At 66.2% G+C, this 24,853-nt stretch carries 22 protein-coding genes and 1 riboswitch; of the genes, 5 read left to right on the forward strand and 17 right to left on the reverse strand.

The features are described 5' to 3' along the window. Positions 1-28: 28 nt before the first annotated feature. The 3 genes from AC5RVD_RS10870 to AC5RVD_RS10880 form a co-directional block, all read right to left on the reverse strand. Entirely contained in the window at positions 29-1,381 is a 1,353-nt protein-coding gene (locus AC5RVD_RS10870) for a YibE/F family protein (RefSeq protein WP_494126910.1), read from the reverse strand. A 3-nt stretch (positions 1,382-1,384) separates the two neighbouring features. Next, on the reverse strand, positions 1,385-2,293 hold the full coding sequence (locus AC5RVD_RS10875; protein ID WP_494126911.1) for a GNAT family N-acetyltransferase: 909 nt from the start codon (positions 2,291-2,293) through the stop codon (positions 1,385-1,387). Between the two features lie 79 nt (positions 2,294-2,372). Then, on the reverse strand, positions 2,373-3,761 hold the full coding sequence (locus tag AC5RVD_RS10880; protein ID WP_493988103.1) for a glycine--tRNA ligase: 1,389 nt from the start codon (positions 3,759-3,761) through the stop codon (positions 2,373-2,375). Between the two features lie 248 nt (positions 3,762-4,009). Between AC5RVD_RS10880 and AC5RVD_RS10885 the strand changes: the two genes are divergently transcribed. Further along, positions 4,010-4,237 (forward strand): RNA-binding S4 domain-containing protein, encoded by a 228-nt coding sequence (locus tag AC5RVD_RS10885; protein ID WP_493988102.1) that lies wholly within the window; start codon positions 4,010-4,012, stop codon positions 4,235-4,237. A 35-nt stretch (positions 4,238-4,272) separates the two neighbouring features. Here the strand turns inward: AC5RVD_RS10885 and AC5RVD_RS10890 are convergent, their stop codons facing one another. Together AC5RVD_RS10890 and AC5RVD_RS10895 are read right to left on the reverse strand one after the other, a co-directional pair. Continuing rightward, positions 4,273-4,923: an alpha/beta hydrolase gene (locus AC5RVD_RS10890; RefSeq protein WP_494122835.1), complete on the reverse strand. Its 651-nt coding sequence runs from the start codon at positions 4,921-4,923 to the stop codon at positions 4,273-4,275. Positions 4,924-5,029: 106 nt separating this feature from the next. Then, complete coding sequence (locus AC5RVD_RS10895; protein ID WP_494126912.1) at positions 5,030-6,091, reverse strand: alpha/beta fold hydrolase; 1,062 nt, start codon at positions 6,089-6,091, stop codon at positions 5,030-5,032. Between the two features lie 154 nt (positions 6,092-6,245). Between AC5RVD_RS10895 and AC5RVD_RS10900 the strand changes: the two genes are divergently transcribed. Together AC5RVD_RS10900 and AC5RVD_RS10905 are read left to right on the forward strand one after the other, a co-directional pair. Then, positions 6,246-7,088 (forward strand): SGNH/GDSL hydrolase family protein, encoded by an 843-nt coding sequence (locus AC5RVD_RS10900; protein WP_494111411.1) that lies wholly within the window; start codon positions 6,246-6,248, stop codon positions 7,086-7,088. Between the two features lie 11 nt (positions 7,089-7,099). Beyond that, entirely contained in the window at positions 7,100-8,266 is a 1,167-nt protein-coding gene (locus AC5RVD_RS10905; RefSeq protein ID WP_494126913.1) for a winged helix DNA-binding domain-containing protein, read from the forward strand. A gap of 10 nt (positions 8,267-8,276) precedes the next feature. Here AC5RVD_RS10905 and AC5RVD_RS10910 read toward each other — a convergent pair whose 3' ends face one another. From AC5RVD_RS10910 to AC5RVD_RS10935, 6 genes are all read right to left on the reverse strand, one after another. Then, a complete protein-coding gene (locus AC5RVD_RS10910; protein WP_494126914.1) occupies positions 8,277-11,402 on the reverse strand; it encodes an alpha-mannosidase in 3,126 nt (1,041 codons plus the stop codon). A gap of 29 nt (positions 11,403-11,431) precedes the next feature. Continuing rightward, positions 11,432-12,286 carry a carbohydrate ABC transporter permease gene (locus AC5RVD_RS10915; protein WP_494126915.1) on the reverse strand — a complete coding sequence of 285 codons (855 nt, stop codon included), beginning with the start codon at positions 12,284-12,286 and terminating at the stop codon, positions 11,432-11,434. Between the two features lie 4 nt (positions 12,287-12,290). Further along, positions 12,291-13,229, reverse strand: coding sequence for a carbohydrate ABC transporter permease (locus AC5RVD_RS10920; RefSeq protein WP_494107968.1), 939 nt, complete (start codon positions 13,227-13,229; stop codon positions 12,291-12,293). A 5-nt stretch (positions 13,230-13,234) separates the two neighbouring features. Next, positions 13,235-14,605, reverse strand: a complete 1,371-nt coding sequence (locus AC5RVD_RS10925) for an extracellular solute-binding protein (protein ID WP_494126916.1) — start codon at positions 14,603-14,605, stop codon at positions 13,235-13,237. Positions 14,606-14,794: 189 nt separating this feature from the next. Then, positions 14,795-15,865 (reverse strand): homoserine O-acetyltransferase MetX, encoded by a 1,071-nt coding sequence (gene metX, locus AC5RVD_RS10930; RefSeq protein WP_494122891.1) that lies wholly within the window; start codon positions 15,863-15,865, stop codon positions 14,795-14,797. A gap of 80 nt (positions 15,866-15,945) precedes the next feature. Further along, positions 15,946-17,271 (reverse strand): bifunctional o-acetylhomoserine/o-acetylserine sulfhydrylase, encoded by a 1,326-nt coding sequence (locus tag AC5RVD_RS10935; RefSeq protein WP_494126917.1) that lies wholly within the window; start codon positions 17,269-17,271, stop codon positions 15,946-15,948. A 67-nt stretch (positions 17,272-17,338) separates the two neighbouring features. Further along, positions 17,339-17,453: riboswitch (SAM riboswitch) on the reverse strand. Positions 17,454-17,681: 228 nt separating this feature from the next. On the opposite strand from AC5RVD_RS10935, the gene AC5RVD_RS10940 reads away from it, so the two are divergent. Beyond that, complete coding sequence (locus AC5RVD_RS10940; protein WP_494111418.1) at positions 17,682-18,323, forward strand: VOC family protein; 642 nt, start codon at positions 17,682-17,684, stop codon at positions 18,321-18,323. A 173-nt stretch (positions 18,324-18,496) separates the two neighbouring features. Beyond that, positions 18,497-19,465 carry a type IV toxin-antitoxin system AbiEi family antitoxin domain-containing protein gene (locus AC5RVD_RS10945; protein ID WP_494126918.1) on the forward strand — a complete coding sequence of 323 codons (969 nt, stop codon included), beginning with the start codon at positions 18,497-18,499 and terminating at the stop codon, positions 19,463-19,465. Positions 19,466-19,598: 133 nt separating this feature from the next. Here AC5RVD_RS10945 and AC5RVD_RS10950 read toward each other — a convergent pair whose 3' ends face one another. The 6 genes from AC5RVD_RS10950 to AC5RVD_RS10975 form a co-directional block, all read right to left on the reverse strand. Then, positions 19,599-20,378, reverse strand: coding sequence for a CPBP family intramembrane glutamic endopeptidase (locus AC5RVD_RS10950; protein WP_494111420.1), 780 nt, complete (start codon positions 20,376-20,378; stop codon positions 19,599-19,601). 108 nt (positions 20,379-20,486) lie between these two features. Beyond that, positions 20,487-21,443 carry a PDR/VanB family oxidoreductase gene (locus AC5RVD_RS10955; RefSeq protein ID WP_494126919.1) on the reverse strand — a complete coding sequence of 319 codons (957 nt, stop codon included), beginning with the start codon at positions 21,441-21,443 and terminating at the stop codon, positions 20,487-20,489. Positions 21,444-21,463: 20 nt separating this feature from the next. Next, complete coding sequence (locus AC5RVD_RS10960; RefSeq protein WP_494122848.1) at positions 21,464-22,261, reverse strand: amino acid ABC transporter ATP-binding protein; 798 nt, start codon at positions 22,259-22,261, stop codon at positions 21,464-21,466. Then, positions 22,258-23,196 carry an amino acid ABC transporter permease gene (locus AC5RVD_RS10965; RefSeq protein ID WP_493988087.1) on the reverse strand — a complete coding sequence of 313 codons (939 nt, stop codon included), beginning with the start codon at positions 23,194-23,196 and terminating at the stop codon, positions 22,258-22,260. Before AC5RVD_RS10965 ends, AC5RVD_RS10960 begins: the two co-directional genes overlap by 4 nt. Before the next feature lie 19 nt (positions 23,197-23,215). Beyond that, positions 23,216-24,166, reverse strand: coding sequence for an ABC transporter substrate-binding protein (locus AC5RVD_RS10970; protein WP_494126920.1), 951 nt, complete (start codon positions 24,164-24,166; stop codon positions 23,216-23,218). Positions 24,167-24,403: 237 nt separating this feature from the next. Continuing rightward, positions 24,404-24,853, reverse strand: a complete 450-nt coding sequence (locus tag AC5RVD_RS10975) for a hypothetical protein (protein WP_494126921.1) — start codon at positions 24,851-24,853, stop codon at positions 24,404-24,406.

Below are 24,853 nucleotides of genomic sequence, written 5' to 3' on the forward strand. Positions count from 1 at the left end.
GGTCCGGCACAGGGCCATTGTGTGCAGTCTAGCCGCTCGGATCGGCGGGCTTGCCGTGGCCGGCCGCAGCGGCCTCGCCGGGGTCCCGGACCCCGCCGTCGGCGTCCGGCGCGGCGCCGGCAAGGAGGTGACGGGGGCCCGACCGCTCCCCTGCCGCCACCGGTCCCCGAATGCCGGTGGCCTTGACCACCAGCACCGCGATCAGCGTGGTGATCGGGATAGCCAGCACCAGGCCGATGGAACCGACCAGGGTACGCACTATCTCCTCGGCCAGTTCCCCGCTCGTCAGGGTGGCGAACAGCGGCCGGTCGTGGAGCGACACCAGGATCAGCACCGGAAGGGAGGCACCGGCGTAGGCGAAGGCAATGGTGTAAACGGTGGAGGCGATGTGGTCCCGTCCCACGCGCATCGCCCCGGTGAACAGGCGCTTGGCCGAGGCACCGGGAGCCAGTTCGTACATCTCCCACACCGCCGAGGACTGGGTGATGGTGACATCGTTGAGCAAGCCCAGCCCGGAGATGATCAGCCCGCACATGATCAGCCCCGAGACCGAGAGGCTGCCGCCCATGTTGATCAGCTGGTAGGTGTAGTCGTCGTCCACCCCGGTCAGGTACGCGGCATCGGTGGCCCAGGCCGCCAGCAGGGCGGTCACCCCCAGGCCGAACAGGGTGCCCAGCAATGCGGTGGACGTGCGCGCGGAAAAGCCGTGCGCAAAGTAAAGCACCCCGACCATGATGACCACCGAACCGATCAGCGCCAGCAGCAGCGGCGGCTTGCCTTCCATGAGGCCGGGCAGGATGAACTGCGCCAGGACCAGGAAACCGCCCGCCAGACCCAGCATCGCGCGGAAACCCCGCCAGCGGGCCACGGCCACCACTACCAGGGCGTAGAGCACGGCCAGCAGCACCATGGGGACGCTGCGCACGAAGTCCACGAAGACGTAGGCCCCCTCCTGCCCGCCCATGACGCCCGAAAGATTCAGGTAACGGATGGTGTCGCCGGCCTCGACGCCGCGCGACGCGGCGATCTCCGGGGTGATCTCCACGGGCAGCGGCGAGCCGCCGGCGTCGGGCTGGGTATAGGCGACCAGGCACTCCTGCGCTTCCATGCCGGCGTCCACCGCGGCCTGCGAGGTGGGGCAATCTTCCAGCTCCACCCGCTGCACGGTGCCGACGTCGAAGGTCACCCCCGGTGCCGCGGCATAGGGATCGGGGACATCGGCTCCGGTTCCGGCTCCGGAGGGCCAGAGCAAAATCATGCCCACCAAGGTCAGGACGGTGACCGGCAGCAGGATGGCTGCCAGGAGCAGGTTGGCCCGGCGCCGGGCGGCCAAGGCGGCGGCGCCGGGATTGGAGGTCCCGTGGGAGTGGCTGTGCCCCATCTGTCAGTCGCTGACGATGGAAGTTTCCGGACCCAACTGGTGCGCTAGGCCGGCGTCCAGCAGCGGCTGCAGTACGGCCACCACCGCGGTCATCGAGTCATCCACCTCCAGCTGCACCGGATACTGCGCCACCAGCATGGCCAGCAGCGCCCGCACCGCAGCCTCGGCGTCTTCGGCCGGCAGCGCCGTGTCGTATCCCAGCAGCACGTCTGCCGGGGCGTCCGTCCGCTCGTGCGTGTAGCTGACGGCGAAAGCCTGGATGGTGCCGCCGTCGGACTTGGGCGCACTGCGCAGCACCACCGCTCCGCCGGCCCCCGCGCTCTCGCTCAGCAGCATCTGCTGGGCGCGTCCCACGGTCATGTCCGCCCGGTCCCACACGTGGACGGAGTTGTAGAAGTCTGCCACGGCCCGGGTCAGTTCCACCGACCCGGTGGCTGCCTCCTCCAGTTGCGGACCGGTCTCCCCGAGGTCGGGCAACGGCAGCGCGCCGGGCGAGACCAGCACCACGCGCGAGCTCTGGATCTGGGTCAGGCCCGAAGCCCGGGCGAAGGCGGCGCCGGAGGTGTCCGGCTCCACCTTGGCCCGCAGCTTCCACACGCCCGACGGCGCATGCTCGGCCTCCGCGCGGAGCCTTGCCAGCAGGTCGCGCGCGACGCCGGCGCCGCGGTGGTCGCGGGCAACCTCCACGTACACCCACAGCCGGTCCGGATGCAGGCTGGTTTCGTACACGGCGCCGGCGGCAACGGCTATCCCCTGGTCTTCGGCCACGATGCACCGCGACCACGGCTGGTCGGCGGACGGGCGGAGCATGGCACGAAAATGACCGGCCTGGCCGGTTTCCGGGTCGCCCCAGATCTCCAGCAAGGCCAGGTCATCGTCCTCGCGCCAGTCGCGGTAGGTCAGCTGGGCCATGGTTCTCCTTTGTGGGTGCGCTGCCCTGATCGGGCGGACGGTTGCCGAAGCTGCTACGGACGGCCTGCCCGTACCTGGTTCAGGCTCCGATCAGGCGGGCTGCGAGATATCCTTCGACCTTGTCCAGGGAGACCCGTTCCTGCGCCATCGAATCGCGTTCACGGATGGTCACCGCCTGGTCCTCGAGCGTGTCGAAGTCCACCGTGATGCAGAACGGCGTGCCGATCTCATCCTGGCGGCGGTAGCGGCGGCCGATGGCACCGGCGTCATCGAAGTCGATGTTCCAGTTCTTGCGCAGCGCCTCCCCCAGCTCCTTGGCCTTGGGCGAGAGGTCCTCGTTGCGGGACAGCGGCAGCACGGCGGCCTTGACCGGGGCCAGCCTCGGGTCCAGCCGCAGCACGGTGCGCTTGTCCACGCCGCCCTTGGCGTTCGGTGCCTCGTCCTCGGTGTAGGCGTCCACCAAAAAGGCCATGAAGGACCGTGTCAGCCCGGCGGCAGGCTCGATCACGTATGGGGTGTAGCGCTCGTTGGTGGCCTGGTTGAAGTAGCTCAGGTCGGTGCCCGAGTGCTTGGTGTGGGTGGACAGGTCAAAGTCCGTCCGGTTGGCGATGCCTTCCAGCTCACCCCATTCCGAGCCCTGGAAGCCGAAGCGGTACTCGACGTCGGTGGTGCCCTTGGAGTAATGGCTCAGCTTTTCCAGCGGGTGCTCGAAGAGGCGCAGGTTGTCGCGCTTGATGCCCAGGTCCACGTACCACTGCAGCCGCGCGTCGATCCAGTACCGGTGCCACTCTTCGTCGGTCCCGGGCTCCACGAAGAACTCCATCTCCATCTGCTCGAACTCGCGGGTGCGGAAGATGAAGTTGCCCGGGGTGATCTCGTTGCGGAAGCTCTTGCCGATCTGGCCGATGCCGAAGGGCGGCTTCTTCCGCGAGGTGGTCAGGACGTTGTTGAAGTTCACGAAGATGCCCTGCGCGGTCTCCGGGCGCAGGTAGTGCATGCCTTCTTCATGGGCGACCGGGCCCAGGAAGGTCTTGAGCAGGCCGGAGAACTCCTGGGGTTCGGTCCACTCGCCCTTGGTGCCGCAGTTGACGCAGGCGATGTCCTTCAGCCCGTTTTCCGGGGCGCGGCCCTTTTTCTCCTCGTACTCTTCTTCGAGGTGGTCGGCGCGGTAGCGCTTGTGGCAGTTGAGGCACTCCACCAGCGGGTCGGAAAAGACGTCCACGTGGCCGGAGGCTTCCCAGACCTGGCGCGGCAGGATGACCGACGAATCCAGTCCGACCACGTCGTCGCGGCCGCGGACCATCGTCTGCCACCACTGGCGCTTGATGTTTTCCTTCAGCTCGACGCCGAGCGGCCCGTAGTCCCATGCGGAGCGGGATCCACCGTAAATCTCACCAGCCTGGAACACGAAGCCGCGGCGCTTGGCCAGCGAAGTAATCGAATCGAGGGCTGATTTGGCTGCTGCCATGAGGTGGTTCTCCGTATCTCTCCAGGGCCGCTGGGTGCGGTCCGAGGGTTGTCATGGCACAGATCCGTCCGGCGGCTGCAGGCACGGATCGGCGCATAGCGAAGCTACAACGTTAGCCTACCGAAAACGGGAACCCGAACCCGAACGGCGCGGGCGCATCCGGCTTCCGCGCCGGCGGCCAAGTGGCCGTGCAGGGCGGGTGCCGCATCGGACGCCGCATGCCCCGCGGCATCGGGCATGATGGTTCCATGGCTTCCGACGAAATGTATGACGTGCCGATCCGCGACGAGATGATCCGGCTGGGCCAGCTGCTGAAGCTGGCCAACCTGGCCGACGACGGAATCCAGGCCAAGGAATTCGTCGAGAATGGCCTGGTCCAGGTGAACGGCGAGATCGAAACGCGCCGAGGCCGGCAGCTCCACGCCGGGGATACCGTCAGCTGCAACGGGCAAACGGTGCGCGTCAGCCGCAGCTGAGAGGCGCACCGCTTGCTCCTGCGCTTGCAGTACCTTTACTTCGCCTGCAGCACGTTGTAGGTCAGGAACTCCTTCACGTGTGCCAGTTCCTGGGCGTTGATGCCGTGGCCGATGCCGGGATAGAGGACCTTGGTCAGGTCCACATGCTCGTTCGCCCAGGCGTGGGTGAACTCGATCTTGTCCTGGGTGATGACCTGGTCTGCCTGGTCCCGGCCCCAGAAGAGCGGCGGCTTGATCGCCTTGACCGCATCGTCGCGGAAGAAATCGTTCCCCGCGGCCGGCACGGCGAATCCGGACAGGCCGACCACCGCGGCAATCTCCTCCGGGCGGTGGCGCAGCACCGACGTGGCCACTGCCATGCCCATGGAAAAGCCCAGCACGGAGACGCTGCTGTGCTGATCCTTGACTCCATCCAGCCAGGACACCACGTCGCTGACGGCCTTCGTGACCTTGTCCACGGAAAAGTCCGGCTCGTGCATGAGGGGGAACCAGGTAAAGCCAGGTCCCATCGCCACCGGTGCGCGCACGGCCGCCACGGTAAATTCCTCGGGCAGCCCGGGCACCAGACCCATCAGGTCCTGCTCGTGGGATCCGTAGCCATGGAAGAGCACGAGCAGTGGCGTCCCCGCCCGCTCCTGTTCTGACTTGGACCAGGCAACCACGGGCTGATAAGCAGTTTCAGTCATGCGGTCCATGATCGCACAGAAAGCCCATTGCTTGAAACTTAAAGCTTCTTCGGTGTCGAGTCTCCCGGGCATCGGGCACCGAACCGGTGCCCGCCCGCCTCGCCGCCTACCCGGCCTTGCCGCTCCGTTCGATGTGCGCCGTCAGCTCGGCGACGAACCGCTCCGGATACTCCACATGCGGCGAATGTCCGCAGTCTTCCAGGAGCACCTCGGTGAAGCGCCCGCCGTTGGCCGCATACTTTTCCAGCACCGCCCGGGTCTGCGAGACCATCGGCTGCACCGGGGCCGCCTCCGCCCCCGGCCAGCCCGGCACCACGGCGGCCCTGCCGAGGAAGTTCAGGTCGAAGAAGGAAGCATCGGAGACGATCGCGTCACTGTCGCCGTGGATCCAGAGGATGTCCGGCTTGTCCGCCAGTTCGACAATGCCGCTGGTGTTGAAGACCCCCGGTGCCATCGTGTTCAGCACCCCCCTGCGCCCGGGAGCGAAGCCGGGCCAGTTCGACGAGGGGACGGAATCACCCGGATAGTTGTCGGGTCCCGTCTTGGTGCTGAGCATCGATTCGACCCAGATCCGTTCGTAGGGCGATACGAATCCGGAGTGCACATAGGTCGAGCGGTACACCGACAGCGGCGAGGCAGCCGCGTCACCGCTGGTGTCGCCGGCTTCCAGTCGCGCCACGAAGTCGGGGTTGGCACCCCCGCCGCCGGTGCCGGCGTCGTCCTCGGTGAGCCTCCGCCCCTCCGGTCCCGCCGTCCCGCCGAAACCGTACGGCGAGACCGGAGCCTGCAGCGTGAGGCTGCGGACCGGATGCTCCAGGGCGTATTGCATCACCACGCCGCCGCCCATGCTCCAACCGGCCAGGTGCACGGGCGCCAGTTGCAGGCTCTCCAGTGTGGCGTGGAGGTCGTCGGAGAAGTCCCGCAGCCCGCGGCCGGCGTCCACCGGCGCCGTGTCAGTCTGGCCGAAACCCCGCAGGTCCACCGCGAGCACGCGGTAACCTGCCGGCAGCGCCTGCATGGTCTCCTGCCAGAACAGCGAGGAGGAAACATTCCCATGCACCAGGACCACCGGGATGCCGTCGGGCCGGTCTCCGTCGCGCTCGAGAATGTTCACCGTCAGACGCTCCGTCGGCACCCGCCGCGCCACGATTCCCGCCAGCAATTCCATCTCAGCTCCTCGAGGTCGAGGCGGCCGCCGTTGGCCGCGTCAAGCACACAGTAGCCGGGAATTCGCCCGCTGACCATGACTTTCTGAAAGGTGATTCAGGTTTTGGGTCGTGCCTCCCTGTGCATCCGCCGCGGCTTCTTGGGAGAATGTACCTGTGAGTAACTTGTCCCTTCCTGAAGCACAAGCATCCATCGCCGCGGCCCGCCACCCCTGGAGCCGTTACGTTGCCCTGGGTGATTCCTTCACCGAAGGGATCGGTGATCCGGACCCCCGGAGCCCGGGCGGACACCGCGGATGGGCCGACCGCGTGGCCGAGGAACTCGCCCGAGGCCACCACGACTTCGCCTACGCCAACCTCGCGATCCGCGGCCGCCTGCTGCAGCAGATCATCGATGAACAGGTCGAACCGGCCCTGGCCCTGCAGCCTGACCTCATTTCGATCTGCGCGGGCGGCAATGATGTGATCCGGCCCGGCGGCGACCCTGACGCCCTCGCCGAGAAGTTCGATCGCGCGGTCACCCGGTTGGCAGCGTCGGGAGCCACTATTGTCCTGTTTACCGCGCCCGACATCGGCGATACGCCCGTGATCGGCAGTGTCCGCGGCAAGGCCGCCATCTACAACGAGAACCTGCGCACGGTGGCGGCCCGCCATAATGCCGTCGTGGCCGACATGTGGGCGCTGCGCCAGCTGAAGGCACCGCAAATGTGGGCACCTGACCGGCTGCATTTCTCCCCGCTGGGGCACCACACCATCGCCGCCATGGTCCTGGACGCCCTCCACGTGGAGCATTCGCTGCAGCCCGAGACGCCAAAACCGCTGCCTCCCAAGGGCTGGCGCACCGCCCGTACCGAAGACCTGGAGTGGGCCCGCCAGCATTTGGTCCCGTGGGTGCTGCGCCGGGTCCGGCAACAGTCCTCGGGCGACGGGATCCTGCCCAAACGTCCGACCGCCGGCCCCTTCTTCGGCCCGGGCATGCCTCCCGGCGCGGCAGGGTAGCGGGAGCAGCGGTGCAGCAGCCGAGTGCCCAGGAAGTCCGCCGTCACCGGCTGCGGGCACAGCGGCTGTGGGACAGTCCCGGGGACGACGCCGTCGCCGCCTTGCGCTGGCTGCTCGCCTTCCAGTCCCAGGAATATGCCTACGCCCGCTGGTCGCTGGCCCAGCGCTGCGGCGGACCGGCCCGGGACAACGCCGCGGGCGTGGATGCGGCCATCGCCGACGGCCGCATCCTGCGCACGCATGTGCTGCGGCCCACCTGGCACTTCGTGCCCGCCGAGGACCTGCGCTGGCTGATGCTGCTCTCCGGCCCCCGGCTCAAGGCGGGGAACAAGGGCCGGGACCGGCAGCTGGGTTTGGACGAGGCGACGGTGGCGCGCAGCAACGAGGTGCTGGCCGCGGCCGTCGCCGGTGGCCGTCACCTCACCCGGGACGAGCTCGCCGCCCGGCTCGCCGAAGCGGCGCTGCTCAAGGACGACGGCGCGAGGCTGAACGGCGCGACGCTGCGCGGACAGCGGCTGGGACATCTGGTGTTCCATGCGGAAATGGATCGGGTGCTGGTGAGCGGGCCTCCGCGGACGGCCGGTTCGGGCGCGGTGCAGCAGACGTACGCGGCCTTCGACGAGCGGGTGCCGCCGCTGGCCGAGGACTTCGACCGCGACGCCGCGCTGGCGCGACTGACCGGGCGTTACTTCGCCAGCCGCGGACCGGCGACCTTGAAGGACTGCTCCGACTGGTCCAAACTGCCCCAGGCGGACCTGAAGCGCGGCCTCGAAGCGGGCGGTCGGGAGGGACTGGAGCGGACCGGAACCGAGGGCGACCAACTCTGGTACTCCCCCGCCGCCGGCGAGACGACCGGCGGCACTGCTGCCGCGGACGACGGACACCCGCGGGCGGACCTGATCCAGTGTTACGACGAATATGTCATGGGCTATTCCAAGACCCGCGGCTATCTGGGCGGAAGCGCCCCGGCGGCATTGGGCAGCGACGTGCCGATGCACGTGCTGCTGCTGGACGGAAGGATGGCCGGCAACTGGAGACACGTCCTCCGGCCCGACTCGGCCGACGTGCGGCTCAAACCGCTGCGGGTCTTCACCGAGCCGGAGCGGCAGGCCGTGGACGCCGCCGTGCAACGCTACTCGGCCTTTCTGCGGCGGCCTGTCACACAGGTGTTGGCCTGACCCGCTCTTGTCAGGCGCCCTTTACGCTGCGGAAGCGGAGGGTCAACAACTGGAACGGCCGAAGCTCGAACGCGGTTGAGCGCTCCGCAGGCTGCTCCAGCCGCAGACCGTCCACGTCCAGCTCCAGCAAATCAGTGGCCGTTACCCGCGCGTAGTCAAAGCCGGCGCTGACCGTGGCCTTCGCACGGCTGCCGAAGGCCTCGTAGCAGCGCAGGATCACGTCGCCGCTTCGGTCTTCGGCCAGCTTGACCGCCTCCATGACTACTGCCCGATTGTCCACGGTGAACAGGGGTTCCACTGGGCCAGCGCCGACTCCGTGCATGTGGCGCAGAGGCAGGTTCAACCGGTAGCCCTCCTGCACGGCCTCCGGGATACCGGCACCGATCACCAACGCCGTCCGGAAGGTGTGCCCGCCTTGGTCGGCCTGCGGATCAGGGTACAGCGGCGCCCGCAGCAGCGACTGCCGCACCACGGTGGCGGGCGAAGCGGTCGGATCGGTCCGCCGGATGTCGTACCCGTACGTGCAGTCGTTGGCGACGGCGACCCCGAAGCCGGGCTCGCCCACATGCACCCAGCGGTGCGCGCAGGTTTCGAACCGCGCTGCGTCCCAGGACGTATTGCTGTGCGTGGGCCGGAAGACGTGGCCGAACTGGATCTCCGACGCTGCCCGCTCTGCGTGGAGGTCGAGCGGGAAGGCCAGCTTCAGCAGTTTCTGGCGCTCGTGCCAATCGACCGTCGTCTCGATCTCCAGCGAGCGGGAGCCGGCGGCCAGCGAGACCGTTTGCTCAACCAGCGAGGCCCCAAACCGGCGGCTGACCCGGAGCCCGGCGACCGGCATGCGGTCCGAAGGCGTGCCTGAAGGAGCCGCAGCGGAGTCACGTGGATCCGGAAGGGCGGCGTCGGAGCCCACCTTGCTGGAAAACACCTCGATGGCATGGACATCCCGCAGCTCCCGGCAGACGGACTTGTAGTGCTCCTCCAGGTCCCAGGCATCCCACATGGTCGGGGCGTCGCGGAAGAGCTGCAGGACATTCGCCTGCATGCCGGCGGGAATGACTTCCCGCCCGGTGTCCAGATCCAAGAGCGAGGAAATCAGCCCCTCGGAGTCGATCACCACCCGGAGCAGGTCGTTTGCCAGCAGCCAGCCGTCGCCGCTGGGCTCAACGCCGACGCTTAACGAGGCGCCCCGGCCGGGCTGCGGTGCCGCGCCGACGGCACCCATCGCGGACACGCCGTCCACCGGATACGGGCCGGCGTTGGCCACGGTGCTCCCGGTGCCCCGGCCGAGGAGGGCACGCAGCGAGCCATCGATCATGCCAGCCAGTTCCGCCGCCAACAGTGCGTAGTTGGCCTCCGCTTCGCGGTGCACCCAGGCGATCGAGGATCCCGGCAGGATGTCGTGGAACTGCTGCAGCAGCACCGTCTGCCAGGCCCGCTCCAGCGCATCGTACGGATAGGGCGCGGCGCCGCGCACCGCCGCCGTCGCTGCCCAGAGCTCGGCCTCGCGCAGCAGATGCTCGCTGCGGCGGTTGCCCCGCTTGGTGCGCGCCTGCGAGGTGTACGTGCCGCGGTGGTATTCCAAATACAGCTCCCCGGACCAGACCGGCGGCCTGGCATATTCTTCCTCGGCTGCCCGGAAAAACTGCTCCGGGCTGGAGAGCTGCACCCGCGGCGAGCCTTCCAGATCGGCGGTGCGGTGCGCGGCGGCGAGCATCTCGCGCGTCGGTCCGCCGCCGCCGTCGCCGTAGCCGAAGGGCAACAGCGATGTGTTTGCCGCTCCCTTCTCCGCGAAGCGCCGTTCCGCCCGGGCAAGCTCGGCCGCGGTCAGTTCGGCGTTGTAGGTATCCGCCGGTGGGAAGTGCGTGAAGATGCGGGTGCCGTCGATGCCCTCCCACCAAAAAGTGTGGTGGGGAAAGGTGTTGGTTTCGTTCCAGGAGAGTTTTTGGGTCAGGAACCAGCGGGATCCGGCAGCGCGGGCAATCTGCGGCATCGCGGCGGAATAGCCAAAGGAGTCCGGTAGCCAGACTTCCTGCGGATTGATGCCGAACTCGGCCAGGAAGAATTTCTTACCGGCAATGAACTGGCGGGCCAGCGCCTCGCCGCCGGGCATATTCGTGTCCGATTCGACCCACATCCCGCCGACCGGGACGAAACGGCCGGCCCTGGCTTGCTCCGCCACCCGTGCGAACAGGTCGGGGTACGACTCCTTCAGCCAGGCGTACTGCTGCGCGGAGGAGGCGGCGAAGACAAATTCCGGGTCCGAGTCCAGCAGTGCCAAGACGTTCGCGAAGGTTCGGGCGACCTTGCGCTTGGTCTCCCGGACGGGCCAGAGCCAGGCACTGTCGATGTGGGCGTGGCCCACTGCGTGGATCCGGTGCGCGCTGCCGGCCGCCGGCGCAGCGAGCACAGGCTCCAGGACGGCCCGGCCGGCCGCCGCTGTGCCGGCGACGTCCACTGGGTCCAGCGCGTTCAGTGCGTGCTCCAGCGCGCGCAGGATCCGGGCACGGCGCGGCTGCCCCGGGTCAAGCTGGAGCATGAGCTGCTCCAGCACCGTGAAGTCCTGCAGCAGTTCCCATGCGGCCACATCGCACAGCGCGATGTCGGCACGGAGGAAGGTGTAGCACGGACTGCGCCCGGAGGTGGCGGGGTCCCCGAACGGCGTGGGCTGGAAGGTGAAGCCGTCGATCATGTCCGGGTTGGCCGCCGCCTCCACGAAGAGCTCGACGCCGCCGCCGGACGTGACGTCCAGCGGAACGTAGGCGTTCCGCGGCTCGATGGCCTTGATGATCCGTCCCTGCGGAGTGTAGATCAGCCCTTCGGCCTGGAAGCCCGGGATGCCGGGCGTGAACCCCGGGTCCAGGAGGAGTTCCGGCCGATGGCCGGCGTCCACGGCCCACTCCGCGGGGATCTGTCCAGTGATCCGAAACCAGGTCGTGGACCAGGCCGGCCCCCACATGCTGCCCGCCGCGAAGTCCGTAAAGGTTTCCGCAGCCGCCTCCGCGAAGGGGACCGGCTCGCCGGGACCCTGCCAGGCCTGGAGCCGGACTGGCACCGCCGCGGCGTAAACGGCCGGTTGCAGCCGTTCGACAATAAACCGGCGGATCCGCGCCTGGACCTGCGCCCCGTCGTCGTGCATGGCACCGTCCTTTCGGTCAGAGCGGTTGTTTAACCCTTCACGGCGCCGGCCATGGCAAAAGAACCGCCGATCCCGCGTGACACCAGGACGTAGAGCAGCACCACCGGCACCGAGTACAGCACCGAGAACGCCGCCAACTGCCCATAGGCTATGGCACCATGCTGGCCGAAAAAGCTGAAGATGCTCACCGCTGCGGGCTGCTTGGCGGAAGAGAGCAGCAGGATGAAGGGAACAAAGAAGTTCCCCCACGCTTGGATGAAGACGAAGATGAAAACCACCGCCAGCCCCGGACGCATGAGCGGAACCACGATCCTGGCGAGGGCGTTCATCGCCGAGGCACCGTCCACCCAGGCCGCTTCTTCCAGGCTGACCGGGACCGAATCCATAAAATTCTTCGTCATCCAGATCGCCATCGGCAGTGATGATGCAGCCATGAAGAACGTGGTGGCCGCCAGCGAGTCCAGGAAGTTCAATTGCACGAACAGGCTGTAGACCGGAACCATGATCGCCGTGACCGGCAGGCAGGTTCCGAAGAGCACGACGTAGAGGAACGGCTTGTTGAACCGCATCTGATACCGCGAGAGCGGGTAAGCGGCCAGCACGGCCGCCAGCACTGTGACCACGGCCGTACCGCCGGCAAGCATGAAGCTGTTGAGCAGCGGAACGAAGGTCAGGTCTGCGGTGAGCACCGCGGCGTAATTGGCAACCGAGATAGCGGACGGGAGCTGGGTCTGGTAACTGGCCTGCGCATCGAGCGACGCCAGGAGCAGCCAGCTCAGCGGCAGCAGGAAGCAGGCGGCGACGACCAGCAGCGAGATGTTCGCCAGCACGGCAACGGTAGTTCCCCGGCCGGAGGCCACGGACAACGGTCCGGAGCGGTTCATCTGCTCAGCCCTTCCTTTCGCGCAGCGCTCGGATGTAGATGACGGAGAAGACCGCCCCGATCAACAGCATGACGACGGCGATGGCGGTCCCGTAGCCCACGTCGCTGTAGCGGAATGCCTCTTCGTAGGCCATCAGCGGCAGCGTGGTGCTGGCTCCTGCCGGCCCGCCCGCGGTCATCACGTAGATGAGCGTGAAAACCGACAGCGTCTGCAAGGTGATGAGCATCAGGTTGGTGGCAATGCTGCGCCGGATCATCGGCAGCGTGATGTACCACAACCGCTTCGACCCGCCGGCGCCGTCGATCATCGCCGCTTCCGTGATTTCCTCCGGCACATCGTTGAGCGCCGCCTGATACACCATCATGGAAAACGCCGTTCCCCGCCAGATATTGGCCAGGATCACTGCCAGCATCGGAAACGTAAACAGCCAATCGGTGGCATCGAGGCCGAAGACGGCCGAGAGTTGGTTCAATGTTCCGTCCCGGTTGAAAAAGGCATAGGCGACGAAGCCGGCCACGATTTCCGGCAGCACCCAGGCCGCGACCACGCAGACACCCACGACTGCGGAAACCGCCTTGCTTGCTTTCGTCATCAGCAACGCGATCGCCAGGCCCAGCAGGTTCTGCCCGATCACGGCCGAGACAAGCACGAAAATGACGGTCAGCCAGACCGACTGCAGGAAGTCGGGGTCGCTAAGCAGTTCCGTATAATTTTCCAACCCGACCCACTGCGGGTCCTTGGCCGCGACGCCGGTCAGCGAAGCATTGGTCAAGGATCCATAGAAGGACCAAAGGATCGGTCCGGCCAGGAACACGCCCAGCAATGCCACGGCCGGGCCAAGCGGCAGCAGCCGCAGGGCAGTCCTCCCCGGCGTACGGCGAGGGCGGCGCAGCTCAGTGCCACGCTGCCTTGCAGCGGCGCGGGCCACCACATCGGCGGTCAAGGCTGCTACTTCTGTACTACGTTTTCTTCGCCGACAAGGTCGGTGACGGCGGCGTCGTAGTCGGCCGCGGCCTCCTCAGGTGTCTTCTTCCCCATCATCACCGCTTCGGTGGCTTCCTGGACAGCGGTTGATATCTGCGGATAGTCCGCCGTGGCGGGCCGGTAGTGCGTCACCGAGACCAGTTCCGAGACCTCGCCCACAAACGGGTTGGCGTCCAGGTAGGCGGGGTCCTCGGCGACATCGGTACGCACTGCGATCTGGGAATTGGCCACGGTGTACTCCAGCGAGTTCTCCTGGCTCATCACCTCCGTCAAGAACTCAAACGCGAGATCCGGATTCGCCGAATTGGCCCCGACCGCGAGCGTCCAACCGCCGGACATACTGACCGCGCCCGGCTCCTGGCCGTTCTGGGTGGGGAACGGAGCCACGCCCATCACGTCGGTATATTCGGGCCAGTCCACCAGACCTCCCTCTTCCCAGAACGACGGCGAGTATGAACCTTCCACGGTTCCGCCTAGTTTGTCCTCGGGGAAAAGCTGCCCGAAGACCATTTGCCACACGTTTGGATCCAGCGCCTCGGCGGGGCTTACTGCGAGTTCTTCCTGATAAAGAGTCTCCAGGAAGGCCAGGGAGTCGACGAAGCCTTGAGAGCCCACCACCCACTTGCCCTCATCGGCGTCGTAGAGCGTGTCGCCGGTGCCATAGAGCAGTTCGTAGAAGCTCTGCATGACGGTCCCTTCGCCGGTGCCCGTGCCGGCGTACATGTTGAACGGAACCACCTCCGGTTGGGAGGATTTGATGGCCCGGGCGGCCTCCAGAATGGCGTTCCAGTCCTTGGGTGCCCAGGGGACGTCGACGCCGGCTGCTTCCAAGACGTTCTTGTTGTACCAGATGGCGCGAGTGTCGGTGCCCAGTGGCACTGCATAGATACTGCCGTCGTCTGCACGCCCGGCTTCCTTGGCCCCTTCGTTGAAGTTCGCCCAGTCGTCCCACTCGGCCAGATAAGGATCCAGGTTCAACAGGTAGCCGGCGTCTACATCCGAACGGATCTTGAAAGTGTCCTCATAGAAGACGTCCGGGGCGGTGTCCGGGGAGCGCTGGGACAGGGCGAGCTTGGTGGCGTAATCTTCGTCGCTGCCAGTAATGGGCTCCAAATTGACCGTCACGCCTTCGTGGGCGGCTTCAAAGTCTGATTTCGCCTTCTTCATCAAGCCGTCCATCGTGGCGTTGGCTTCGGTCGTCTGGTAGACGATCCGCAATGCGGCGGCGCCTTGGTCCGTTCCGCCCTCACCGCCGCCGCCTCCACCGGCGCAGCCAGCCAGTGCCAGTGTGCCTATCGCCAACAGGGACACTTTCACAGTGGCGTCACGCAGCATAGTTCCCCCCTTGTAGTGGAGGCCTCCGGGCCAGACGTCGGATGGCGCGCCCGCGGGCCTACCGGCATGCTACCGACAGGCTCCATCGAATGGATTTATTCGTTCCAACCGTGATCAAACTGCAATGGTCACTCGTTCAGCAACCGGTCTCAGGCCTCGACGGAGCCGGCGCTGTTGCCGCTGGCGACGTCAGCCCTGCGCGAAGAACGCCTCGGTGAGGGCCTCGTGCAGCTGGTGGATATCGGTGAGGAAACCGTCGTGGCCCAGCGGTGTTTCGATGGTGTGGACCTTGACTGCCCCGGGCAGCGCCTCGGCCAGCTGCCGCGACTGTTCCGGGAAGTACAGGCGATCGGAATCCACCGCGGCGACGAAGAACTGCGTGTCGGTGAGACCGCCCAGCGACTGCTCCAGCGAGCCCCGGCCCCGGGCGACGTCGTGGCTGATGAGGGCCTCCGTGAGCAGGATGTAGCTGTTGGCGTCAAAGCGCGCGACGAGCTTGTCCGCCTGGTAGTCGAGGTAGCTTTCCACTGCATAGCGGCCACGGGCGGACGGCGTGATGCCGCCGTACGGCTGCTCCTCCGCCTGCGGCTTGCGGCCGAACCTGTACTCCAGCTCCGGCTCTGAGCGGTAGTTGATGTGTGCGATGCGCCGGGCTATGCCAAGTCCGGCCTCGGGAGCGGGACCATCGTAATAGTCGCCGCCGGCGAAGTGCGGGTCCAGCCGGATGGCCGCGACCTGCGCCTGCGCGAAGGCAATCTGCTCGGCGGTGCTCGCGGCGCCGCACGCCAGGACGGCGCACCGGGCGGTGCGCTCCGGGAACGTCGCCGCCCATTCAAGCGCGCGGGCGCCGCCCATCGACCCGCCGAGCACCGTGTGCCAGCGCCGGATACCCAGTGCGTCGGCCAGACGCGCCTCCGCCCGGACCGAGTCGCGGATCGTGACGAACGGGAAGCGTGAGCCCCACGGCGTCCCGTCCGGTGCCGGCGACGAGGGACCGGTGGAGCCGTAGCAGCCGCCAACCATGTTGGCGGCCACTACGAAATAGCGCTCCGTGTCGATCGTGGCGCCGGGACCTACCAGGTCATCCCACCAGCCGTCCTCATGCGAGTAGCCGCGTGCGACATGCGTGCTGCCGGTCAGGGCGTGCTGTATCAGGACGGCGTTGGACGCGTCCGCGTTCAAGGTGCCCCAGGTTTCAAAGCCGAGGACCACCTCGGGCAGATAGCCGCCGGCTTCCAACTCCAGCGCACCAACCGGCATCCGGCGCAGGATGCCGTCGGTCGCCTGTTCCACCAGTTCCTGCGGTTGCACTATCGTCACGCTGCGCTCTACCTGCTTGCCTAGTCGTCCGCGCCCTTGGCGGCGCGGAAACCGGCCTCCAGATCGGCGATGATGTCGTTGACGTTCTCGATGCCCACGGACAGCCGGACCAGCCCGTCGGTCACCCCGGCCGCGAGCCGCTCCGGGGCGGAGAGCTGGGCATGCGTGGTCGACGCCGGGTGGATCACCAGCGAGCGGACATCGCCCAGGTTGGCCACGTGCGAGTGCAGTTCAAGGCCGTCCACAAAGCGCTTGCCGGCCTCGATGCCGCCCTTGATCTCGAACGAGACGATGGCGCCCGTGCCCTTCGGGCCGTACTTGCGGCCGCGGTCGTACCACGGGCTGGAGGGCAGGCCGAGGTACGCGACGGAGGCAACGTCGTCGTGCTCTTCCAGGAATTCCGCCACCTTCTGCGCGTTGGCCACGTGCCGCTCCACGCGCAGGCTCAGCGTCTCCAGCCCCTGGGCAATCAGGAACGCGTTGAACGGCGAGATCGCGGACCCCAGGTCGCGCAGCAACTGCACCCGGGCCTTGAGGATGTAGGCCAGGTTGGCGCCCAAAGCGCCGTTGACGCCGAGGTCGCGGGCGAAGACCAGCCCGTTGTAGGTCTCGTCCGGCGTGTTGAACCCGGGGAACTTCCCGGGGTCCGCGGCGAAATCGAACGTTCCGGCATCCACGATCACGCCGCCGATGGCCGTCCCGTGGCCGCCGAGGTACTTGGTGGCCGAGTGGAGCACGATGTCGGCCCCCCACTCGATCGGTCGGATCAGGTACGGGGTTGCCAACGTGTTGTCGACGATCAGTGGCACACCGTTCTCATGGGCGATGGCGCTGACCGACTCCAGATCCAGCACGTCCTGGCGCGGATTGGAGACCACCTCACCAAAGAACGCCTTGGTGTTCGGCTTCACGGCATCGCGCCACTGCTGCAGGTTATCCGGATCCTCGACGAATGTGACGTCGATGCCGAACTTGGGCAGCGTGGTGCGGAGCAGGTTGAAGGTGCCGCCGTACAGGCTGGGGCTGGCCACGATATGGTCGCCGGCTTCGGCGAGGTTCAGGATGGAGAACGTGGATGCTGCCTGTCCCGAGGCAAGCAACAGGGCGCCCACGCCGCCCTCCAGGTTGGCGATCCGGGTCTCCACAGCCTCGGTGGTGGGGTTGCCGATCCTGGTGTAAATCGGCGCAAGTTCGGAGAGGGCAAAACGGTCCGCGGCGCTCTGCGTGCTGGGGAAGACAAACGAGGTGGTCTGGTAGATCGGCAGGGCGCGGGCGCCCGTTGCGGCATCCGGCTCCTGACCTACGTGAATCTGACGGGTCTCAAAGGACCAATCTGCAGTGGACATGGTGCAACTCCTTCAGTGGAAGGGGCCATCCGGGATCCGGCCGTGCCGGCATGTCTATCCCGGGTGTGACCCGCGCTTGCGCACCGCCTTATGGCGGCTGCCTGGTCTTCACCCGGGGCACCCCACCGCGGTTGGAGGGTTGCCGGCCAGCAAACCGGGGTTTCGCGCTGGCACTCATGACCTGCCTCCAGTCTCCGCAGACAAACCGGCGGCCGCAACAATATGACACCTTGTGACTGGCCGTTCACCGCCCGCCCGCCTGTCCGCCCGCCCGCCGCCATTCTCCCCTGGGAGGCATGCCGGCCGCGCGGAATCCCTGTCAGGAACGCCGCGCCCCGCACGTGCCGCAAGCTGAGTGACTTAGGTCACCCTAAGTCGAGAGCGGGTTCACAAAGTGCCAAGATAATGCCATGCGCTTCGACCATGTTTCTTATGCTGCTGAACCCGACGGTCTGGCTGCCACCTCCGAGCGGATCTCCAAAGCCCTGGGCATCGACGCCGTCAAGGGCGGGGTTCACCCACGCTTCGGCACCCGCAATATGATCTTCCCCCTCACCGACCACCACTACCTGGAGGTGGTGGAGGTTCTCGACCACCCCGCTTCCGACAAGGCCCCCTTTGGCCAGGCCGTGCGTGCGCGGTCCGAGGCCGGCGGCGGCTGGATGGGCTGGTGCGTGGCGGTTGACGACCTGACCCCGTTCGAAGAACGGCTGGGCCGCCACGCGGTTCCCGGCAACCGCAAGTTCCCGGACGGACAGGAACTGAGCTGGCAGCAGATCGGGATCAAGGGCCTGATCGCCGACCCGCAGGTGCCCTACATGTTGCGCTGGGATGACGGCACGGAGGCGCTGCATCCGTCCAACGCCCGCCCCGCAACAGTGAAGCTGATCGGCCTGACCATTGCCGGCTCCTCCGAGCGGGTGGCGGACTGGCTCGGCACCCCGGTCGACGGCCTGCTCGACGACGTCAAGGTGGCTTGGTCGGCCCCTAACGGCACGCCCGGCATCCTGTCCGTTCGCTTCGAGACCGCCAACGGGATCGTCGAACTCTAAGTTCTCGCGGCATCGCTCCGTTTCGGGCGTCCGCTCCACTTTATAGAAGGAGCAGACGCCCGAAACGGAGCTTTTGAGTGGTCAAGCCCTCCAGATCGTCCTGCAGGCCAAGGTTTTCCACATAGCTCTTCCCCGCGTGCCCGACCGGCGCCAGGTCGCCGAGGCTGTTCCGCATGGACGTGAAACTGATCTATGTGAGGGACCTGGAGACGGCAGGTTCAGGACGCCGGGACGTCGCGCGACAAGCTGCGGAAGGGCGATTGGTCCGAGTGCGGCGCGGCGTGTATGCGGCCACCGGGGAATACGCCCGGTTGCCATGGTGGGAGCAGCAGCGCCTGCACATAGAGGCCGCTGTCGGCAGCGGACGCACCACAAGAGTCCTTATCCAACGCTCTGCGGCGGCGATGTGGGGGCTTCCGGTAATGGGCCGCTCTCTGGACGTGGACTTGCTGGCTTACAACGGCACGCATGGTCGATCTCGTGGCGGAATCCGGTGGCATCGCAGGGAACTCTTGGAACCCCTTGTTAACCGCGACGGCTACCTGATGACTTCCCGGGCACAAACCGTTGTCGATTTAGCGGCGCACTGTTCCTTCGCTGAGGCGGTTCCGGCAATGGACCATGCGCTTCGCATGGACCGCCACCTCGGCCTTCCCGCCCTGAAGGCCAGTCATATTCTTGATCTGGCCGATTCTCTGCAGCCAGGAATGTCAAACCGGGTGAAACGGGTTCTCGCCTTCGCCAATCCTGCCTCGCAGTCGCCAGGCGAATCCTACTCCCGGGCTCTGATCTACCTGAACCACTTCCCAGAGCCGTTGCTGCAGTACCCTGTCTTCGATTCGCAGGGAGTCCGTGTCGGCATCGTCGACTTCTACTGGGAACAATTCCGTCTCGCCGGCGAATTCGATGGTGCAGGGAAATACTCCCGAAACGAGTACCTTCGGGGCCGTAGTCCCGCCGACGCAGTGGAGGCGGAAAAAAGGCGGGAGGACCGCATTCGGGCCACCGGGGCGGGAATGGTTCGCTGGATGTGGGACGCGCTCCAGCCCACCAGTACCAATACTTCACCGGGCATAGTCCGGTCCCTTTCCATGGCGGGCCTGCCCCAGGATAGGTGGAACAACTCGTGGACGGGCATGTAGCGGTCAATTCTCCCCCACACCACTCCTGATTGCGGGGCGAGCCGTTGCTCCGGTTTGGGCAGCGGCTCCCGGAAATAACCGGAGCACGCGCACCAGGCGGAGCAATAGATGTCCGGCAACTCCCTTGTGCCCGCTACGTGCCGATGCCGATGGCCGGCCCCACCAGCGCGTAGCCGACGAAGCCGGCGATATCCAGCAGCGCGTGCGCCACCACCAGCGGCATCACCCGCTTCACCTTGGTGTAGGCGTAGCCGAACATCAGGCCCATGAGGAAGTTCCCGATGCCCGGCCCGATGCCCTGGTAGAGGTGGTAGGTGCCGCGCAGCGCGGCGCTGACGAAGATCGCGGACCACATCCCCCAGCCGAACTTTGCGAAGCGGTTGAAGAGGTAGCCCACCATGACTACCTCTTCGAGGACCGCATGCCGCAGCGCGGACAGGATCAACACCGGAACGGTCCACCAATATTCATCCAGGGCCGCCGGGACAATGGCGGTGGTGATTCCCAGTGCCCTGCCGGCAGCATAGACGCCCAGCGTTCCAACACCGATCACCAGCGCCAGCAGGAAGCCCAGGCCGAAGTCCAGCCGCGGCCGGGAAAACGTGAACCCGATCGTCCGGAAGGCCGACCGGCCGGGAGCGGTCATCAAAAACAGCACCAGGACAACCGGCACCAGCGCAAAGACGATGCCGAGCATTTGGTACACAAAATCGAAGAGTTCCCGCTCGTTCAGCACCGGGTTCAGCGTGGTCGTCTGCGAGGCCAGCGGCGCGCGGGTCATCTTTTCCAGCAGGTTCACCACGGCGTAGACAGCCGACTGGCCCAGCGACAGTCCGAGGACGATCAACACCTCGGCCCGGTAGTACCTGACCGTGCGCGGTGTGCTCGCGGTGGCGACCTTCTGGTTGTCCATAGCCCCATCTTGCCAAGAGAACCGCGGGCGGAGATACAAGGCTTGGAGTGCATCCATGCTTTCCGCGGCTCGTCGCGTAAGTCGCTTCGGCGCCGGGAACTTTTCCCGCTATAAGTCCAGCAGCAGGCGCTGGCCCTTGCAGCGGGAGACGCAGATCATCATGGTGTCTGAAGCCTCGCGTTCATCGTCCGAGAGCAGCGAGTCGCGGTGGTCGATCTCGCCACCCAGTACGGGGGTTTCGCAGGTTCCGCAGATTCCCTCCCGGCACGAGTTCAGCGGGTTGATCCCGACCGCTTCGAGCGCCTGCAGGATGGACTCGTTCGAGCCCACCGGGACCTCGGTGCCGTCGGCCAGTTCGACCATGAAGGCCGAATTCTCCCCTTCCGGTGGCGCCGGGGTTTCCCCGGTGGCCGTGAACCGCTCACAATGAAAGCGCCCGGGGGCGTCCCAGCCGTCGGCGATCGACTGGATGACATTGAGCAACGGCCCGGGGCCGCAGGCGTAGACGTGTGTTCCCGCCTGCAAATCCCCCAGCAGCTCGGCCAGCGGGTAGAAGCCGCTTTCGTCGTCGGCGTGAATATGGACGTCGCCCGCAAGCGCCTGGATCTCCTCAAGGAACGCCATCGATGAGCGGCTTCGGCCCAGATACAGCAGACGCCAAGGAACTCCGGCTTCGGCAGCCGCGCGGATCATGGGCAGGATCGGGGTAATGCCGATGCCGCCGGCGATAAAGAGATAGCTGGCGGCTGGAGCCAGGATGAAGTTGTTGCGCGGTCCCCGGACCTGGATCTTGGTGCCCGGCTTGAGCATGTCGTGGACGTAGGCCGAGCCACCGCGCCCCTCGGGCTCCCGCAATATCCCCAGGCGCCAGGCGGAACGGTCCGTGCGGTCGGAGCACAGCGAGTATTGGCGCAGGATCCCATTGGGCAGGAGGACGTCCACATGGGATCCTGCGTCCCACTCCGGCAGCTCCTCCCCCAGCGGATGTGCCAACTGCAGGGAGACCACGCAGTTGGACTCTTGGTGGATCGACCGGACTTCGACGTCGAAAAATTCTTCATTCATGGTTGCGCTCACAGTGGGTATCAGGCTGCTGCCGGTTCGGCGAGAACGGAGGCCAGGAAGGCCTTGGTGCGTTCGTTCTGAGGGTTGGTGATGACGTCACGGGCCGGCCCCTCTTCCACGACGTGGCCATCGTCCATGAAGACCACGCGGTCTGCGACGTCGCGGGCGAAATTCATTTCGTGCGTGACCACCACCATGGTCATGCCGGACATCGCCAGATCCTTCATCACCTTCAGGACCTCGCCGACCAGTTCGGGATCCAGTGCGGACGTGGGCTCATCGAATAGCATCAGTTTCGGTTCCATGCACAGGGCGCGGGCAATCGCCACCCGCTGCTGCTGCCCGCCGGAGAGCTGGCGCGGGTACGCGTCCGCCTTTTCGCTCAAGCCGACTTTTTCCAGCAGCGTCTTGGCCCGCGCCACAGCTGTGGCTTTCCGCTCCTTCCGGACCAGCCGCGGGGCCTCGATGAGGTTCTGCATCACGGTCATGTGCGGAAACAGGTTGAACTGCTGGAACACCATGCCGACGTCGGAGCGGCTGTGGCAGATATCGTTATGGCTTTGCTCGTAGAGCCTGCCGCCCTTGAGGTCGTAGCCCACGATCTTCCCGTTGACCCACATCCTTCCGCCGTCGATGACTTCCAAGTGGTTGATGCATCGCAGAAACGTGCTCTTTCCGGATCCGGAGGGGCCGATAAGGCAGACCACCTCGCCCTGCCGGACATGCAGGTCAATCCCCTTCAGGACAAGGTTGGAGCCGTAGTTCTTGCAGACCGCGTTCGCCTTGACCATCGGCTCGGCACCGTTCACTGCTGTCATTTCTTGCCGCCTTTCAGGGAGAGTGCATCATGCGTTGCGAAGAACCGCTTGAGCTGCTGCATCGGCGTCGGCGGCAGGTTCCGCTGGTTGCCGCGGGCGAAGCGCCGCTCCAGGTAGTACTGGCCGATCGTGAGGATGGAGGTGATCAGCAGGTACCAGAGGCTGGCAACGATGAGCAGCGGGATGGTCTCGAAAGTGCGCGCGTAGATGATCTGCGCCGAGTACAGCAGCTCCGGCACCGAGATCACGCTGACCAGAGCGGTGGTCTTGAGCATTCCGATGGTTTCGTTGCCGGTGGGCGGAATGATCACGCGCATTGCCTGCGGCAGCACGATCCGGCGCATCGTCTGCAGCTTGGTGATGCCCAGCGCCCCGGCGGCCTCGGTCTGGCCATGGTCGACGGAGAGGATGCCGGCCCGGACAATTTCGGACATGTAGGCACCCTGGTTCAGACCGAGGCCGAGGATCGCGGCCGTCATCGGCGTAATGAACTGATTCGCGTCCAGGTGGACACCCGGGATCCCCAGGGTGATGACGGGGTACAGCGCCGCCAGGTTGAACCAGAACAGCAGTTGGACCAGCACCGGGGTGCCGCGGAAGAAGTGCACGTAGGCGAAGGCAGCGACGCGCACCACCGGGTTGACCGACAGCCGCATGACGGCCAGGACCACGCCGAGCACGATGCCGATGGCCATGCTGACCGCCGTGAGCCCCAGCGTGACGAGAATGCCCCGGCCGATGGAGATATCGCGCAGGTACATTCCCACCACGTCCCAACCGAAGTTTGGATTGGTGAAAACGGAGTGCAGCAGCAGTCCGCCGATCAGGAAGATCACGGCTGCGGCCAGCCAGCGGCCGGGGTGCTTGGCCTTGACGATGGTGTAGTCATCGACCGGTTTGGCGACCGGCTCGCTTCGGGCAGTCACGGCAGTCATCAGCTGGTCTCCTCTTTCGCTACTTCGCCTCAAGCGCGTCGGCCGGGATCAGCACGGACTTGGGGAAGTCCCACTTCTCGCCGATTTCCTCGTAGTGGCCATCGGCGATAATGCCCTTCACCGCCGCCGCTACGGCTTCCTTCATCCCGGTGTCCTTGGCCAGAGCGATACCGAAGGGTGCCGGATCGTGATCCTCGCCCTCGGCCAGTTCGAACTGGCCCTTGGCTTCCTTCCCCTGGAAGGCCAGCGGCATGCTGTCGGCGATGACCCCGTCAACCCGGCCGGACGTCAGCGCGAGGTTGGCGTCGGTCTGCCCGGGAAAGTTCTGGATCTTGATCGCTTCCTTGCCGGCGGCCGTGCATTCCTTGGAGAACTCCGGCAGGTACTCCATCGATTGGATGGACCCCTTCTGGCCGGCAATCTTCTTTCCGCACATCGTCATGGGGTCCATGGAGATGCCCAGTGGATTTCCGGGGGCGACGGCGATGCCCGTGCCGGTGTTGAGGTACGGCACGAAATCGACGATCTTCTCGCGTTCGGGCGTGACCGAGAAGGCCGACATCGCCATGTCGTACTTCCCGGAGGCCAAGCCCGCCAAAATCGTGTCGAACGTTGCCGGCACGTGCTCCACCTCCAGTCCCAACGCCGCGCCGACGGCATCGGAGAAGTCAACGTCGAAGCCGATCATCGTCTGGTTGTCGGTGTCGTAGTACTCGAACGGTGCGTAGGTCGGGTCGGAGGCGACCTTCAGCTTCCCGGCGGACAGGATTCCCTCCGGCAGCAGGTCCCGGGCTGCTTCGTTGATCTCCACGGGTCCCGCCGCAGCGCCGGAAGCGGCCGGAGCGGCTGTGTTCCCGGAGTCGGTAGCCGCACCCGAGGCGTTCGTGCAGGCAGCCAGGGACAGCGCGGCCAGCAGCACAGTTCCCGTGAGGAGATTGGCACGGATGGCACGTTGACGTGAATGACGCATGGACTTTCCTTTCATGGTCCGGACGGCGTTGTCCGGTATGGATATCCGCACTGATCAGGAGACGATCAATGCCTCGGTGCTTCAATTTCAGGTGCAGGGTGCAGCAGGCAGCGGCGGGAAAACCAAGTGGACGCCGCAGCGCGACGGCCACCACTGGATCCAGCCAGATCGCACAATTGCCCGGTGGATCGCAATTGCGGTGGGTATTGCGCGGTGCAGATGGTCAGCGAATAGCGGTCAGGGGACCCAGCGCAGCACCTTGGCCTTCCGCGGGGCGAGGGTGATGACTTGGACCGCGGATGCTCCCCCGGCCAGCGAAAGCCGGATTTCCTCGCCATCCTCGCCTTCAACAATGAAGATGTCGCCGGCGCGCAGCCAGCGCTGCCATGGGCCACCCTGCGCGGCAACCAACGCCTCGCCGGCCAGTCCGGCCACAATCAGCTGCTCGCCGGGCACGCGCTGCAACGTGCCGGTGTGGTTGCCGGTGTAGCGCTGGCTTTCGGAGGCAATGTAACTCTCGTCGGCTTCGAGTGCGACGGCGGGCTCCGGGCCGGTTTCATCCAGCGCCACCGTCCAGCGCCACGGGTCGCCGCGCTCGGCTGAATCCGGACACGCCGCAAGGATCTTGGCGCCCGACTCGGCCGAGGTCTCCGCACCGAGCGCGTTGGCTCTAATCAGCATCCACAT

It is taken from the genome of Arthrobacter sp. THG-b23 (assembly GCF_059091265.1).

What these genes read in the sequence shown, in the direction of transcription:
- AC5RVD_RS10870 (WP_494126910.1), bottom strand. Translation starts at nt 1,381, where the DNA reads ATGGGGCACAGCCACTCCCACGGGACCTCCAATCCCGGCGCCGCCGCC.
- AC5RVD_RS10875 (WP_494126911.1), bottom strand. Translation starts at nt 2,293, where the DNA reads ATGGCCCAGCTGACCTACCGCGACTGGCGCGAGGACGATGACCTGGCC.
- AC5RVD_RS10880 (WP_493988103.1), bottom strand. Translation starts at nt 3,761, where the DNA reads ATGGCAGCAGCCAAATCAGCCCTCGATTCGATTACTTCGCTGGCCAAG.
- AC5RVD_RS10885 (WP_493988102.1), top strand. Translation starts at nt 4,010, where the DNA reads ATGGCTTCCGACGAAATGTATGACGTGCCGATCCGCGACGAGATGATC.
- AC5RVD_RS10890 (WP_494122835.1), bottom strand. Translation starts at nt 4,923, where the DNA reads ATGACTGAAACTGCTTATCAGCCCGTGGTTGCCTGGTCCAAGTCAGAA.
- AC5RVD_RS10895 (WP_494126912.1), bottom strand. Translation starts at nt 6,091, where the DNA reads ATGGAATTGCTGGCGGGAATCGTGGCGCGGCGGGTGCCGACGGAGCGT.
- AC5RVD_RS10910 (WP_494126914.1), bottom strand. Translation starts at nt 11,402, where the DNA reads ATGCACGACGACGGGGCGCAGGTCCAGGCGCGGATCCGCCGGTTTATT.
- AC5RVD_RS10915 (WP_494126915.1), bottom strand. Translation starts at nt 12,286, where the DNA reads ATGAACCGCTCCGGACCGTTGTCCGTGGCCTCCGGCCGGGGAACTACC.
- AC5RVD_RS10925 (WP_494126916.1), bottom strand. Translation starts at nt 14,605, where the DNA reads ATGCTGCGTGACGCCACTGTGAAAGTGTCCCTGTTGGCGATAGGCACA.
- metX (WP_494122891.1), bottom strand. Translation starts at nt 15,865, where the DNA reads ATGCCGGTTGGTGCGCTGGAGTTGGAAGCCGGCGGCTATCTGCCCGAG.
- AC5RVD_RS10935 (WP_494126917.1), bottom strand. Translation starts at nt 17,271, where the DNA reads ATGTCCACTGCAGATTGGTCCTTTGAGACCCGTCAGATTCACGTAGGT.
- AC5RVD_RS10940 (WP_494111418.1), top strand. Translation starts at nt 17,682, where the DNA reads ATGCGCTTCGACCATGTTTCTTATGCTGCTGAACCCGACGGTCTGGCT.
- AC5RVD_RS10945 (WP_494126918.1), top strand. Translation starts at nt 18,497, where the DNA reads ATGGACGTGAAACTGATCTATGTGAGGGACCTGGAGACGGCAGGTTCA.
- AC5RVD_RS10950 (WP_494111420.1), bottom strand. Translation starts at nt 20,378, where the DNA reads ATGGACAACCAGAAGGTCGCCACCGCGAGCACACCGCGCACGGTCAGG.
- AC5RVD_RS10955 (WP_494126919.1), bottom strand. Translation starts at nt 21,443, where the DNA reads ATGAATGAAGAATTTTTCGACGTCGAAGTCCGGTCGATCCACCAAGAG.
- AC5RVD_RS10960 (WP_494122848.1), bottom strand. Translation starts at nt 22,261, where the DNA reads ATGACAGCAGTGAACGGTGCCGAGCCGATGGTCAAGGCGAACGCGGTC.
- AC5RVD_RS10965 (WP_493988087.1), bottom strand. Translation starts at nt 23,196, where the DNA reads ATGACTGCCGTGACTGCCCGAAGCGAGCCGGTCGCCAAACCGGTCGAT.
- AC5RVD_RS10970 (WP_494126920.1), bottom strand. Translation starts at nt 24,166, where the DNA reads ATGCGTCATTCACGTCAACGTGCCATCCGTGCCAATCTCCTCACGGGA.
- AC5RVD_RS10975 (WP_494126921.1), bottom strand. Translation starts at nt 24,853, where the DNA reads ATGTGGATGCTGATTAGAGCCAACGCGCTCGGTGCGGAGACCTCGGCC.